The sequence below is a fragment of the Rheinheimera faecalis genome (genome assembly GCF_021290965.1).
GTDB classification, from domain to species: Bacteria; Pseudomonadota; Gammaproteobacteria; order Enterobacterales; family Alteromonadaceae; genus Pararheinheimera; species Pararheinheimera faecalis.
In genome coordinates this window covers 189,485-203,593 of record NZ_JAJOYT010000001.1, presented here as the reverse complement: position 1 = coordinate 203,593, position 14,109 = coordinate 189,485, and the positions used below count along the sequence as shown (strand labels likewise).

The 14,109-nt window shown below is 46.8% G+C and carries 14 protein-coding genes; 3 read left to right on the top strand and 11 right to left on the bottom strand.

The annotated features are described in order from the left end of the window. Positions 1–15 precede the first annotated feature (15 nt). Genes LSG34_RS00885 through sdhC form a run of 4 tightly spaced genes read right to left on the bottom strand, consistent with a single transcriptional unit; the run spans position 16 to position 3,236 of the window. On the bottom strand, positions 16–735 hold the full coding sequence (locus LSG34_RS00885) for a succinate dehydrogenase iron-sulfur subunit (RefSeq protein WP_233006942.1): 720 nt from the start codon (positions 733–735) through the stop codon (positions 16–18). Between the two features lie 12 nt (positions 736–747). After that, a complete protein-coding gene (sdhA, locus tag LSG34_RS00880) occupies positions 748–2,520 on the bottom strand; it encodes a succinate dehydrogenase flavoprotein subunit (protein ID WP_233006941.1) in 1,773 nt (590 codons plus the stop codon). Beyond that, entirely contained in the window at positions 2,521–2,868 is a 348-nt protein-coding gene (sdhD, locus tag LSG34_RS00875) for a succinate dehydrogenase, hydrophobic membrane anchor protein (RefSeq protein WP_233006940.1), read from the bottom strand. Next, complete coding sequence (sdhC, locus tag LSG34_RS00870) at positions 2,859–3,236, bottom strand: succinate dehydrogenase, cytochrome b556 subunit (RefSeq protein ID WP_408636145.1); 378 nt, start codon at positions 3,234–3,236, stop codon at positions 2,859–2,861. The genes sdhD and sdhC overlap by 10 nt, the downstream gene beginning before the upstream one ends. Before the next feature lie 370 nt (positions 3,237–3,606). Between sdhC and LSG34_RS00865 the strand changes: the two genes are divergently transcribed. The 3 genes from LSG34_RS00865 to LSG34_RS00855 all read left to right on the top strand — a co-directional run bounded on the left by LSG34_RS00865 (position 3,607) and on the right by LSG34_RS00855 (position 6,598). Next, a complete protein-coding gene (locus LSG34_RS00865) occupies positions 3,607–4,884 on the top strand; it encodes a citrate synthase (protein WP_233006939.1) in 1,278 nt (425 codons plus the stop codon). Between the two features lie 62 nt (positions 4,885–4,946). Further along, complete coding sequence (locus tag LSG34_RS00860) at positions 4,947–6,161, top strand: aminotransferase class V-fold PLP-dependent enzyme (protein ID WP_233006938.1); 1,215 nt, start codon at positions 4,947–4,949, stop codon at positions 6,159–6,161. Next, positions 6,158–6,598, top strand: coding sequence for a SufE family protein (locus LSG34_RS00855; RefSeq protein WP_233006937.1), 441 nt, complete (start codon positions 6,158–6,160; stop codon positions 6,596–6,598). Before LSG34_RS00860 ends, LSG34_RS00855 begins: the two co-directional genes overlap by 4 nt. Before the next feature lie 9 nt (positions 6,599–6,607). On the opposite strand, the gene tcdA is transcribed toward LSG34_RS00855, so the two are convergent. The 7 genes from tcdA to LSG34_RS00820 form a co-directional block, all read right to left on the bottom strand. Further along, on the bottom strand, positions 6,608–7,396 hold the full coding sequence (gene tcdA, locus LSG34_RS00850; RefSeq protein ID WP_233006936.1) for a tRNA cyclic N6-threonylcarbamoyladenosine(37) synthase TcdA: 789 nt from the start codon (positions 7,394–7,396) through the stop codon (positions 6,608–6,610). A gap of 5 nt (positions 7,397–7,401) precedes the next feature. Then, positions 7,402–8,112 (bottom strand): TIGR01621 family pseudouridine synthase, encoded by a 711-nt coding sequence (locus LSG34_RS00845; protein WP_233006935.1) that lies wholly within the window; start codon positions 8,110–8,112, stop codon positions 7,402–7,404. A 15-nt stretch (positions 8,113–8,127) separates the two neighbouring features. Continuing rightward, positions 8,128–8,907 carry a 3-deoxy-manno-octulosonate cytidylyltransferase gene (kdsB, locus tag LSG34_RS00840; RefSeq protein WP_233006934.1) on the bottom strand — a complete coding sequence of 260 codons (780 nt, stop codon included), beginning with the start codon at positions 8,905–8,907 and terminating at the stop codon, positions 8,128–8,130. Beyond that, positions 8,898–9,092: a Trm112 family protein gene (locus tag LSG34_RS00835; RefSeq protein WP_233006933.1), complete on the bottom strand. Its 195-nt coding sequence runs from the start codon at positions 9,090–9,092 to the stop codon at positions 8,898–8,900. The genes kdsB and LSG34_RS00835 overlap by 10 nt, the downstream gene beginning before the upstream one ends. After that, complete coding sequence (gene lpxK, locus LSG34_RS00830; protein ID WP_233006932.1) at positions 9,092–10,063, bottom strand: tetraacyldisaccharide 4'-kinase; 972 nt, start codon at positions 10,061–10,063, stop codon at positions 9,092–9,094. The genes LSG34_RS00835 and lpxK overlap by 1 nt, the downstream gene beginning before the upstream one ends. Continuing rightward, complete coding sequence (gene msbA / locus LSG34_RS00825; RefSeq protein ID WP_269822736.1) at positions 10,063–11,811, bottom strand: lipid A export permease/ATP-binding protein MsbA; 1,749 nt, start codon at positions 11,809–11,811, stop codon at positions 10,063–10,065. The genes lpxK and msbA overlap by 1 nt, the downstream gene beginning before the upstream one ends. 68 nt (positions 11,812–11,879) lie before the next feature. Further along, positions 11,880–14,051 (bottom strand): DNA internalization-related competence protein ComEC/Rec2, encoded by a 2,172-nt coding sequence (locus LSG34_RS00820; RefSeq protein ID WP_233006930.1) that lies wholly within the window; start codon positions 14,049–14,051, stop codon positions 11,880–11,882. Positions 14,052–14,109: the final 58 nt, after the last annotated feature.

Here is a 14,109-nt window from a genome sequence, read left to right as displayed (position 1 = left end):
TCTGACAAAGGGCGCTTAAAGCGCCCGGTTTAACAGCATAGATTTGATCTGACCTATGGCTTTGGTCGGGTTCAAACCTTTTGGACATACGTTGACACAGTTCATGATGCCATGGCAGCGGAACACGCTGAATGCATCATCTAAATCGTTTAAACGCTGTTCAGTGGCAGTATCACGGCTATCTGCTAAGAAGCGGTAAGCGTGTAATAAACCAGCTGGTCCGATAAATTTATCCGGGTTCCACCAGAATGAAGGGCAAGAAGTTGAACAACATGCACATAAAATACATTCGTACAGGCCGTCTAACTTTTCACGTTCTTCAGGGGATTGCAGGTATTCGCCTGCAGGTGGTAACTCGTCATTGATCAGGTAAGGTTTCACCTTTTCATACTGAGTGTAGAACTGAGTCATATCAACAACTAAGTCACGCACTACAGGTAAACCTGGTAATGGACGGATCACCAGCTTGCCGCCTTTCCCCTTGCCAAGAGCCGACAATGGAGTAATACAGGCTAAACCGTTTTTACCGTTCATATTCACACCGTCTGAACCACAGACACCTTCACGGCAGCTGCGACGGAATGATAAGGTTGGGTCTTGTTCTTTTAATTTCAACAGTGCGTCTAACACCATCATGTCACGACCCTCTGGATTATCCAGAGTATAGTCCTGCATACGTGGCGCTTTATCAACGTCAGGGTTGTAACGATAGACAGAGAATACTAACTTCTTCATTCTGCATCCCTCTTAGTACGTACGTGCTTTAGGCGGGAAAGCTTCACGGAACTTAGGTTCCATATTCACTTTACGCTTAAACATTGATTCAGTATCAGGCGTGTAGACGCTATGGCATAACCAGTTTTCGTCGTCACGGTCCGGGAAGTCAAAACGAGCGTGGGCACCACGGCTTTCTGTTCTGTAGTTGGCAGCAACTGCAGTAGAGAATGCGGTTTCCATCAGATTGTCCAGTTCTAAACATTCAATACGCATGGTATTGAAGTCTGAGCTCTTGTCATCCAGACGTGCATATTTCAGACGTTCACGGATTTCTTTCAGCTCTGCTAAACCTTCAGCCATAGCAGCACCTTCACGGAATACCGAGAAGTTCAGTTGCATACATTGCTGTAAGTCTTTTTTGATTTGAACCGGATCTTCACCCTGACCTGGCTTAGTCGCTTCCCAACGTTGAGTACGAGCTAAGGCAGCTTGCAGATCGGAATCAGAGGCAGCACGGTATTCAGAAGTTGCAGACAGAGCTTCACCCAGGTGTAAACCTGTAGCACGGCCGAATACAACTAAGTCTAACAAGGAGTTACCACCCAGGCGGTTGGCACCATGTACAGATACACAAGCGATTTCACCACAAGCGAATAAACCTGGAACCACAACTTCAGAACCATCGGCTTTCGGATGAATCACCTGGCCATGAACGTTCGTTGGAATACCACCCATCATATAGTGACAAGTTGGGATGACAGGAATTGGCTCTTTCACCGGGTCAACGTGAGCGAATGTCTTCGACAGTTCACAGACACCTGGTAAACGGCTTTCTAAAACTTCAGCACCTAAGTGATCCAGTTTCAGTTTGATGTGTGGACCCCAAGGACCATCACAACCACGACCTTCACGGATTTCAGTCATCATAGAACGAGCTACAACGTCACGACCCGCTAAGTCTTTGGCGTTTGGCGCATAACGCTCCATGAAACGCTCGCCGTCTTTATTTAATAAGTAACCACCTTCACCACGACAACCTTCAGTCACCAGCGTACCGGCACCTGCAATACCTGTCGGGTGGAATTGCCACATTTCCATATCCTGCAGCGGCACACCGGCACGTAAGGCCATACCTACACCGTCACCAGTGTTGATGTGCGCGTTTGTGGTAGAGGCGAAGATACGACCTGCACCACCAGTAGCTAAAACTACTGCACGGGATTTGAAGTAAACAATTTCACCGGTTTCGATTTCAATGGCAGTACAACCTACCACCGCGCCGTCCTGGTTTTTCACCAGATCCAGTGCATACCACTCAGAGAAGACCTGAGTTTTGTTTTTTACGTTTTGCTGGTACAGCAGGTGCAATAAGGCATGACCAGTACGGTCTGCAGCAGCTGCGGTACGGGCGGCCTGTTCGCCACCAAAGTTTTTAGACTGACCACCAAAAGGACGCTGATAAACACGGCCGTTCTCAAAACGAGAGAAAGGTAAACCCATGTTTTCCAGTTCAGTAATGGCTTCAGGGCCAGTTTTACACATGTATTCGATAGCGTCCTGGTCACCGATATAATCGGAACCTTTGACGGTATCAAACATGTGCCATTCCCAGTTGTCCGGGTGAGAGTTACCTAACGCAACAGTGATACCACCTTGCGCAGATACAGTGTGAGAACGGGTTGGGAATACTTTGGATAACAAAGCACAGGTTAAACCTGATTCAGTAATTTGCAGAGCGGCACGCATACCCGCACCACCTGCGCCTATTACCACGGCATCAAATTCGCGTACTGGAATATTCACTTAAACACCCCACAGAACAAAGAGACCAACAGCCACATAGCCAAAAGCTAAGGTGTATAACAGGAACTGTAAAACGCCACGCAATGCTGCGTTTTTGACGTAGTCAGTTAATACCTGCCACAGACCAATTTTGGTGTGAACTGCGATACAAGCTAAGGTTAATAAAGTGAAGGCTTTCATCAGCAGACTGGAAAACAGTGCTTTCCAGACATCGTAGGTTACTTCAGGAGTAACCAGAAAGAATCCCAGAATAAACAGAGTGTACAGCGTCAGAATAACAGCTGTGGCACGTAACGAGACGTAGTCCTGGACACCGTCGCGCTTTAAACTGGCTTGATTCAGAACCATAACCAAACTCCTGCTAAAACAGCTAATACAATCCACAGTGCGATAGTGACGACTGCGCTGGTGTTACCGGACTTAAGTTCTTCCCAGTGGCCCATGTCCATAATTAAGTGACGGATGCCACCAATCATGTGATACAGCAACACTGTAATAGTACCCCAGGCGATAAACTTGGCGATGAAGGATTGTAATACCAGTCTGACTTGCTCAAAGCCTTCCGGAGAAGACAAAGAGACTGCCCAAGCCCAGATCACAAACACCAGAGCGAAAAACATGGCGACGCCAGTTACGCGGTGCAGGATCGACGCTAACGCAGGAGCAGGAAAAGATATTGTTGTAAGGTCTAGATTTACAGGTCTTTGCTTTTTCACAGTTTCTTGCCCATCGACGCTCTTTATAGAGCTTTGTTGTCATTATTTGTTGCTGAATAATCAGTCAACGCCCAATGGATATACAGGCTACAGCTAAGTGTGGTTCAGCCTATTTTTTTATCTATCAAACGCTGAACAGGTTTAAAACCCGCGACAGTATATAATTCACCACTTCGGATTACAATTTATGTTTGATTTGGTTATCGAATTTCTGCGAACTCTACCCTACAGCATTCCTCTTTGATGACAATACGACCAGAGTCGAATACTTATTATCCAATCGCGCATTAAAATTGACTTTTAGGCAGCACTTGACGTTAGAATAGGTGCGATGAAGGTTTAACCCAATTAAAACAACAGGAGAAATCCAATGGCAGATAAAAAAGCTGTCGTGCAGATCGAAGGACAGGCACCATTTGAACTTCCTATCTATTCTGGCACTGCAGGCACTGATGTTATTGATGTTCGTGCTTTAGGTCAGCAAGGATACTTCACCTTCGATCCGGGCTTTATGGCTACGGGTTCATGCGAATCAAAAATCACCTATATCGATGGTGACAATGGCGTGTTGTTACACCGGGGTTATCCAATTGAGCAATTAGCAGAACATTCAGATTATCTGGAAACCTGTTACCTGCTCCTGGAAGGCGAATTGCCTGCTAAAGCTAAATACGATGAGTTTGTGCATACCATCACGCGCCACACTATGGTGCATGAAAAAATTGCCTCATTTTTCCAGGGCTTCCGTGTTGATGCTCACCCTATGGCAATGCTCTGTGGTGTGGTTGGCGCTCTGTCTTCTTTCTACCATTCAGACCTGGACATTAACGACCCTGAGCAGCGTAAACGCAGCGCTCACCGCTTAATTGCCAAGTTACCAACTATCTCTGCCATGGCGTATAAATACACTGTAGGTCAGCCTTTTGTGTATCCGCGCAATGACTTAACTTATGCAGAAAACTTCCTGCATATGATGTTCTCTGTGCCAGCTGAAGATTACAAAGTCAGTCCAATTGTTGCCAAAGCAATGGACCGTATATTTATGCTGCATGCTGACCATGAGCAAAACGCTTCAACTTCTACAGTACGTTTAGCCGGTTCTTCAGGCGCAAATCCTTACGCTTGTATCGCTGCTGGCGTAGCGTCTTTATGGGGCCCAGCACATGGCGGCGCCAACGAAGCTTGCTTAAAAATGTTACAGGAAATCGGCTCTGTTGATCGTATTCCTGAGTTCGTAGCTCGTGCTAAAGACAAAAACGATAGTTTCCGTCTGATGGGCTTTGGTCACCGTGTGTACAAAAACTTTGACCCTCGTGCCAAAGTGATGCGTGAAACCTGCCACGATGTATTAAAAGAGCTGAACATCAAGGATCCTCTGCTGGATGTCGCTATGGAACTGGAGCGTATTGCGCTGTCAGACCCGTACTTCATCGAGAAGAAATTGTATCCAAACGTTGATTTCTACTCAGGCATCATTTTAAAAGCCATTGGTATTCCAACCAGCATGTTTACTGTGATTTTCGCAATGTCACGTACTGTCGGCTGGATCTCTCACTGGGACGAAATGCTGTCAGACAAAGGCCACAAAATTGGTCGTCCGCGTCAGCTGTACACCGGCTACACCAAACGCGACTACAAAAAAGCCTAACCTGCTGATGAGGCCGGATGTTATGATCCGGCCTCATTTGTTTTTGCTTTAGGTTGGCAACCTTGAACTTCAGTCTCCCCTCTTTACGTCAGCAATTCCCGTTTTTTGGCGCTCATCCGGATTGGATCTATCTGGATAACGCAGCCACTTTGCATAAGCCCCAGGCAGTGCTTGATGCAATGAATGTGTTTTACAGCCAACAAAACAGCAATGTACACCGCTCTGCCCATGGCTTAAGCCAACAAGCCACAGCTGCTTTTGAAGCGGCCAGAACCACTGTAGCTCAATTTTTAAATGCCCGTTTTTCGCATGAAATCATCTGGACCAGTGGTACCACAGCAGGTTTTAATCAGCTGGTATTTGGGCTAATGGGTTCTGTGTTGCAGTCCGGTGATCGGGTATTAATTTCAACTATGGAACATCACGCAAATATAGTGCCCTGGCATATTCATGCCCTGCCTTTTGGCGTGGAGCTGGACGTAGTGCCTTTGACAGCCGAACATCGATTTGATCTCGCCGCCTTCACAGAATTATTAAAGCTCAAGCCAAAAGTAGTGAGTATCAGCCATGTCTCTAATGCGCTGGGCCATATTCAGCCAATAGCAGACATAGTGCGTCTGGCTAAGGCTGCAGGCGCTATAGTGGTGCTGGATGGCGCACAGGGCATTGTTTGGGAGAAGGTCGACGTACAGGCTCTGGACCTGGATTTTTACTTATTTTCTGGCCACAAGCTTTATGGTCCAACAGGTATTGGCGTTTTGTATGGCAAAACACAGTATTTAGAGCTGCTGCGCCCGCTGCTGGGCGGTGGTGAAATGATTAAAACCGTCAGTTTTTCGGCCAGCAGTTGGAACGATTTACCTTACAGATTAGAGGCCGGAACGCCCAATATGGCGGGAGCTATTGGCCTTGCTGCCGCTATTTTATGGCTACAACAGCAGGATTTGGCTGCTTTTCAGCAACATAAAAAAGCCCTGGTTCGCCGCTTTTATGACGGTTGTCAGCAAATTCCGGCTTTAGAGCTGCTATCTGGTCCGACAACTAACGCAGGAATTGTTGCACTCAACCTGAAAAATGAGCACCCTGCCGACCTCGCAACCTTGCTCGACCAACAAAAAATCGCAGTTCGGGCAGGAACCCACTGTGCTATGCCTTTATTCCAGGCCATCAATAGCAAAGGTTCAGTGCGTTTTTCTTTTGCCTGTTATAACAGTTTCGACGAAATTGACCGAACTTTGACCGCTTTAGCTACAGCAGTGGAGTTACTTGCTGAATGATCCGACCAGATATCTTTACAGAAACCGCTACTGCGCTAAAAAATATTTACGATAAACAACTGCCCCAGTTGCTTCAGCTGAAAGATTGGCAAAGTAAATACAGAATTTTAATGACACTGGGCAAAGAATTACCGGCTTTTGACGCACAGTGGCACAAAGATGAGTTTCTGGTGCAAGGCTGTGAAAGCAAAGCCTGGCTGCTGCATTATCAGGATCCTGTCACAGCGCAGCATTTCTGGGCTTTTGACAGTGATGCCCGTATTGTAAAGGGACTGATTATTTTGATCTTAGTGCAGCTGAATGGACTGACTGCAGAACAGCTGGCAGAAGCTACACCAGAGTCATTATTGACTGAATTACAGCTGCAACAAAATATCAGCCAGTCCCGTAGCAATGGTTTGCTGGCTGTACTAAATAAAATAAAAGCCGTAATTTAAAGTTATAGATCAGACTTTATTAGCTTTTTCAGCAAGCTTTTTCAGCACTCTTGATACAGCAACAAAAGCAAAAGATCCTGTCACTACGGTGACAGCACCAAAACCACCGCTGCAATCTAAACGCATAGGGCCTTCCAGTTCAGGTTTGGTCTGACAGACTGTGCCATCACCTTTTGGATACACCAACTGCTCAGTTGAATACACAGCATCTATGCCAAAACGTCTTTTGGTATTGCGGCTGTAATTGTAGTCACGACGCAGGGTGTTACGAACCTTAGATAACAAAGGGTCATACACCGTCTGGCTTAAGTCAGCCAACTGAATTTGCGTCGGATCTACCTGCCCGCCGGCACCACCTACTGTGACTATCGCAATTTTATTGCGCTTGCAGTGTGCAATCAGCGCCACTTTGGCTTTGATAGAGTCGATGCAATCCACCACGTAATCAAAGTCTGTGCTCATCAGCTCAAATAAATTATCGTGCGTGACAAAATCTTCGACCTGATGCACTTTGCAATCCGGGTTAATGGCTTTAATGCGTTCAGCCATCACCGCCACTTTGTCCTGACCTATGCTGCCCGATAAAGCATGCAGCTGCCTGTTGGTGTTGCTGATACAAATATCGTCCAGGTCTATCAGGGTTATTTCGCCTATGCCGGAGCGCGCTAAAGCTTCAGCCGCCCAGCTACCGACACCACCAATACCCACCACACAGACATGAGCCTTCTGAAACGCATCCAGCGCTTTAGTACCATATAAACGGCCTATGCCGGCAAAACGTAATAAATAATCGGACACTTAGGTTACTCAACTTTTAAACTTGTTGGTTTTTGATAGGAAGGCCACTCCAGCAAAGCAGGTTCTGCCCAATTCTGATTGAGATGCTGTTGCAACGGCTCAGCCAAAAACTCCTCGCCATCAGAGGGCGGCAACACCAGTTTAATATCAGTACCACCCCAGCTAAAATACAATGCATAAGCGTGCAGGTAGAGACGATCTGCTGCTGTCCCCTGATACAACTCATCACCCAAAATCGCAGCACTGACACTTTTTAAGGCAACACGCACTTGATGGGTTTTACCGGTAAAAGGCTTGACGAGAAAAGCTCTACGCCCTTCCACTTCATAAAAAGCCGATACAAAATAACTGACAGCAGGATTCGTTAACGTACTGGTCAGCTTCCAGGCCGAGCGGCGCGCCTGCACCATGTCGCCTTTGACCCAGCCTTGTTTTTTCTTCGGTTTTTGATCGGTCAGTGCCAGATAAAACTTTTGGATCTGCTGGTTTTGAAACAACTGTGACAGTAATGCAGCTGCTTCGCTGCTTTTGGCCAGAAGTAATAAACCAGACGTGCCTTTATCCAAGCGATGCACGGCATAAAGCTTCAGCCCAAACTGAATTTCGGCCAAAGCCACCACACCAGGCTCAAACTCAGAATGAAAACTCAAGCCGGACGGTTTATCCAGCAACAGAAAATCAGCATGCTCAAACACCAGCTTCAAAACCACTGTCATTTATAAAGCGGCCATTTATAAAGCAGCCGCAACCAGACGGGCACGTTCTAAATCTTCTGGCGTATCAACGCCCACAGCCGGAACCTCAAGCGCCGTAGCGACATGAATAGCTTCGCCTTGCCATAACACTCTAAGCTGCTCCAAGCATTCAATCTGCTCGAGCTGAGATGCTGGCCAACTGACGTACTCTTTAATAAAACCAGCACGGTAGGCGTAAATACCTATATGACGACGATAGATATCAGCCAGTTGTGTTGTAAAAGCTTTATCTCTATCAAATGGGATCACAGAGCGGCTGAAATAGAGTGCATAACCATTTTTGTCGCTTTGTACTTTCACCACATTGGGGTTTTGTACTTCATCGTTATGTTCAATAGGCACAGATAAAGTCGCCATCCGCGCTTTACTTTGGCTGGCTAAGTTTTCAGCGACCTGACGAATAATGGCTGGCGGAATAAAAGGCTCGTCGCCTTGCACGTTCACTACCACTGTATCGTTCGCCAGCCCCAATAAAGACACGACTTCGGCCAGACGCTCAGTGCCTGAATTATGGGCAGGGCTTGTCATACAGACTTCAGCACCAAAACCTTCGCAAACCTGTTGCACCCGGGCATCGTCTGTGGCGATGACAACACGCTCTGCACCACTTTTAATAGCCTGACGGTACACCCGTTCAATCATGGTGAAACCTGCAATATCAGCCAGGGGTTTACCTGGCAGACGGCTGCTGGCGTAACGGGCCGGAATAACAACCAGAAACCCCGTTTTAACTAACGCCGCTTCTACTAACGCCATTTGTCAGCCTCATCCAGACTTAAAGTACGGGCTTCAGAGGTTAATAACACTGGAATATGTTGTTTGACCGGATAAGCCAGACGATCCGCAGTGCAAATCAATTCCTGCTTTTCTTTGTCCAGTTTCAGTTTGTTTTTACATAGTGGACAAGCAATGATGTCCAGTAAGGCGATATTTAAAGCCATTATTCATCTCTCCATTGACGCAGCTGTTGCTGCAGCCAGAATTTAAATTCGTCCGACAGGTCGGCTTCGACTGGCAGGTAGTACCAATTGGATTTAGCAAAAGCGCGGCATTTGACCGCATCTTTTTCTGTCATCAGTACTGGGCCTTCGATATCAGCCAGACTATGTTCATCAAAAGCAAAATGATCGCGGAAAAAAGCTGTGGCTTTAATCTCAATACCGACACTTTTTACCGTATCAACAAAACGTTGTGGATTGCCTATAGCTGCCACTAAAGTTACAGCCTGTGCTTGCTCTGACCATTGGCTTTGGCCATCTAATGCCAGAGGCTTAACAGCTTTTAATTGCATCTTGTGTTGAGCCAGAGCAAAATCACCGCTATTCACAATCACCGCATCAACAGATTGTAAGCGTGATATCGGCTCACGTAATGGCCCTGCGGGCAATAATTGCTGATTACCTAAACCGCGCTGACCGTCAATTAGTACCAGCTCCAAATCGCGTTGTAATCTGTAGTGCTGCAAGCCATCGTCGCTGATCACTATATCGCAGTCTGTGGTATCAAGCAGATACTGCGCAGCTGCTACTCTGTCCGGACAGACCACTACAGGGCAATGACTTTTGCTGGCGAGCAGTAAAGGTTCATCCCCGACATCACAAGCCTGATGCAAAGAGGTCACCCGCACAGGTTCTGTGATACGGGCACCATAACCCCGGCTGACAATACCTGGGGTAAAGCCTTGCTCTGTTAAAAACTTACAGAGCCACAAGGTAAAAGGCGTTTTGCCTGTACCACCTACTGAAATATTGCCGACAATAACAACTGGCTTTTCCACAGCAAAAGATGAAAACCAGCCACGCTGATAGCCAAAACGACGGATCACAGCGACCAGCCGGTACAGCAGACTCAGCGGCCAAAATAGCAATGTAAAAGGGTGCTGTCGGTACCAGCCTTTCTCCCACCAGTTCATCAGACTTCGCTAAATTGCATTTTATACAGCTGAGCATAGTAGCCATTTTGTGCCAGCAAGGACTGATGGTTACCCTGCTCTACAATCTGGCCCTGATCCATCACTAAAATCTGATCGGCATTTTCAATAGTGGATAAACGGTGAGCTATGACAATACTGGTGCGGCCTTTAAATAATTCATCCAAAGCCCCCTGAATTTTACGTTCTGATTCGGTATCCAGCGCCGAAGTGGCTTCATCCAGAATAAGTACCGGTGCCTGGCGTAATAAAGCCCGTGCTATCGCAATACGCTGGCGCTGACCACCGGATAAAGTCACACCGTTTTCGCCAATTTCAGTGTCGAGTCCATCTGGCATCTGATGAACAAACTCCATCACATGGGCTTTTTCTGCCACTTCCAATAAACGTTCAGGGCTTAATTTGCCGCGGTAACCATAAGCAATGTTGTTGGCGATAGTGTCGTTAAACAGCACCACATGCTGTGACACCACAGCCATTTGTGAGCGCAATGAGTCCAGCGTACAGTCTTTGGTATTGATACCGTCCAGTAAAATTTCACCTTGCTCTGTTTCGTAAAAACGTGGCAATAAACTGGAAATGGTGGTTTTACCACTGCCGGAGCGGCCGACTAAAGCGACAGTCTGGCCTGGTTCGACTTTGATATTAATATGCTTTAACACCTGCTTTTGATGGCCTGGATAGTTAAAACTTAAGTCTTTAATTTCAATAGCGCCTGTGACCTGTTTCAGTTCAATAGTACCAGTGTCCTGCTCTGGTTTTTCATCCAGCACCATAAAGACATTGGTAGCTGCGGCCATACCACGCTGAAAATCACTGTTAACAGTGGTCAGCTGCTTCAAAGGTTTTAATAACAACATCATGGCGGTGATCATTTCACTGAAAGTGCCAGGTGTTAAGGTGTCCAGCATAGCCGGGAAGCTCGCCAGATAAATCACAAAAGCCAAGGCAAAAGAAGCAATCAGCTGGATCAGCGAAACGCTGATGGCGCGGGTCGCTTCCATTTTGACATCCAGCTGACGGTTGCGGTTATTCACCGCTTTAAATCTGTTGTTTTCCAGCTCGCCTGCGCCAAAGGATAAAATCACTTTGTGGCCATTCAGCATCTGCTCTGAGCTGGTGGTGACATCGCCCATCGCATTTTGCATATTGCTGCTGATTTTACGGAAACGTTTAGACACCTGCGCCACTATGATGGCAATCAGCGGAGCTATGACTAAAAAAATCAGCGACAAATGCCAGCTGTTGTAAAACATCAGACCTAAGCAACCTAAAACAAACACACCTTCGTGGATAAGTACCACCAACGCTTTGCTGGACGCTTGTTTAATTTGTTCTGCATCATAAGTAATTTTGGAAATCAGCTCGCCAGTCGAATGTTTGTCATGGTAACTGACAGGCAAAGCAATCATCTGACGGAACAGTTGCTGGCGTAAGTCTTTGACTATATGAGTACCAGCCCAGTTCAGGCAGTAGCTGGAGATAAAATGAAACACACCACGCAGGAAAAACATACCGACGACAAAAACCGGAGCCCAGGCTAAATAAGCTGTATCTTTTTGCGTGATACCACGGTCAATAAAGCTGGAAAACTGAGAAATAAAGTAAATATCCACACAGGCGTAACCCGCCATACCAAACATCGCCAGAGCAAAACCCGCTTTGTAGGGTTTTAAATACCGCATCAGACGCTTAAAGGTGCTAATTGAACCCGTTGTTTGTGAAGACAAATTTAACCTCAAAGAATAAGAAAACCGCCGCCATTCTACCTTGTTGTTCAGGCGCTTTCAGCAATTGTTCACTGCTTTTGCAGCCAAAATGGCAAAGGCTGCTGCCGATAGGGCCAGATATGGAGCTGTTGCTCTGTTATTTCAATCCGCACAGCGCCCTGCTCTGCAGTATTGAGTAGTGGAATTTGCAGCAATGCCAGTCGCCCCAACACCTCTGCACTTGGATGACCGTAGGCATTATTGGCGGCGGCACTGTTCAGCGCCAGCAGAGGTTGTACCCTGCTTAAGAAATTCAGCTGACTGGAGCTTTTACTGCCATGATGGCCCAGCAATAGCAGGTCAGTCTTGAGGTTGGGCTGATCAATTAATAATTCAGCTTCTACACTATGGCCTATATCGCCGGTCAACAGCGTTTGCCATCCGGCGGTTTTTATTGCCAGCACACAAGAGCTATCGTTGCCCTCCTTCAGCTGGTTTTTACTTCTAAACGACCAAAGCTCTGCATCCAGATAACGATCAGGTAAATATAAACAGGGTCGCTGCGAAAAGCCGGTTTCAAAATCGGCTATCAATTGCACTTTAGGATATGCCTTCAGTACTTCGGCAAAAGCACCTGTATGATCGGTATCCGCATGACTTAACACTAAATAATCCAGTTGGCGTATGCCCTGATAATGCAAATAAGGCAACACATAAGCTTCGGTGGCATTAAAACTGCCATACACTGGGCCAACATCGTACAACAGCCCTCTATCGCCTTTTTGCAACAGCACGGCCGTGCCCTGCCCGACATCAATCAAATGCAATTGCCACTGCGGCGTTTTAGGCCATAACAAAACGGTAAAAGGCAGCAACAACAGCGCAATTCTGTGTTTTGGTGCGGCAGCGGGCAGAAAAAACAGCGCGAGCAATAATGAGGCAACACAAAGAGCAGAAAATACCGTTTGGGCGGGTAACAACCACCAGTAATCCATTGCCGCGCCGTATAGCAACCAATGATGAAGGGGCGCTAATAACAAGTCCGCCAGTTGCCAGTGCCACAGCATTTCTGCAGGTAAAACCAGCTCCAGCAGCAAAGCAATCAGCAGATAAGGGATCACCAAAAGCGAGCACCAGGGCACAAAAATCAGGTTCGACAGCAAAGCCAAAGGTGCTATACCGTGAAAAAACAACAAGGTGGGGGCACTCATTAACAACGTCATCACCGCCTGAAATTTCAGCCCCTGTTTTATCAGGCCCCGGTAACTGCGGTCTGTCAGTGGATAAGACCAGACAAATAAAAAGATCAAAGCCACAGCATAAAGCGTCAGCCAAAAACTGATGCTCATCACCCATAGGGGATTGAGCAATAACAAGAGCCCACAGACTAAGAGCCAGCTTTGGCTATAACTTAAACGTCTATGCTGCTGCATCAAATAAACGGCTAAAGCCAAAGCGAGCAAAGCCCGTAACGTGGGAATGGCAAAACCTGCTAATAAGCTGTAATACCAGGCTGCAGTGAAGGCGACAAAAGGGGCTGCTTTTCTGCACCACAGCAGATTGATATGAAGTTTGGCGAAGCACAGCATCAGGCCATAGACCCAACCAAACAGCAGACCAATATGAAAACCGGATATCGAAATTAAATGCCCTAAAGCTGTGGCTTGTAAACCTAACCACAGCTCGTCACTAAAAGGCCGTTCGCCTAAGGTAAAGGCGGTGATCAGTGAAAACGATGGCTGGTCACCAATTTTTTGCTGCAAGCGCTGATACAACTGCTGACGATGATCCCAAACTGAGTCCAACACCAGTGCGTCTTTCACCACACAATTGCCAATAATACCCACCACATAAGCATTAGCTTCAATATGCACTGAGCCAGGATTGGCTGGCGCCCGAACAGCTTTACAGCGTACTTTAAGCCACCAGTCTTGTCCTTGACCTAAAAGCTCTGGCGCGTCCTGCCAACGTAGCCTTAATAAGTAACCTTGCTGTGGCCCTTCATTTATTTGCCATAAAAATCTGCTGAAGTCCTGATCCTGTTGTCTGATACTGACGACTTGCCCTTTCAGCCATGGATCGGACAAGCCAAGTAACTGCGCTGTATGCAACTGATGCTGCTGCACTTGCCAAAGCCAGAGGCTTAAAGCACAACAAAGACCAGTGAAAAATAACAAACGGTAATAAATACAGATCAAGATCAAACACAGCAGGAAAATAAGCCACAAAAGGGCTGGCACTATTGGTGAAAATAATGACAATAGGCATCCGCTGATCACACCGATGAAAAAACGGTTCACGTTAATTTTTCATTAATGA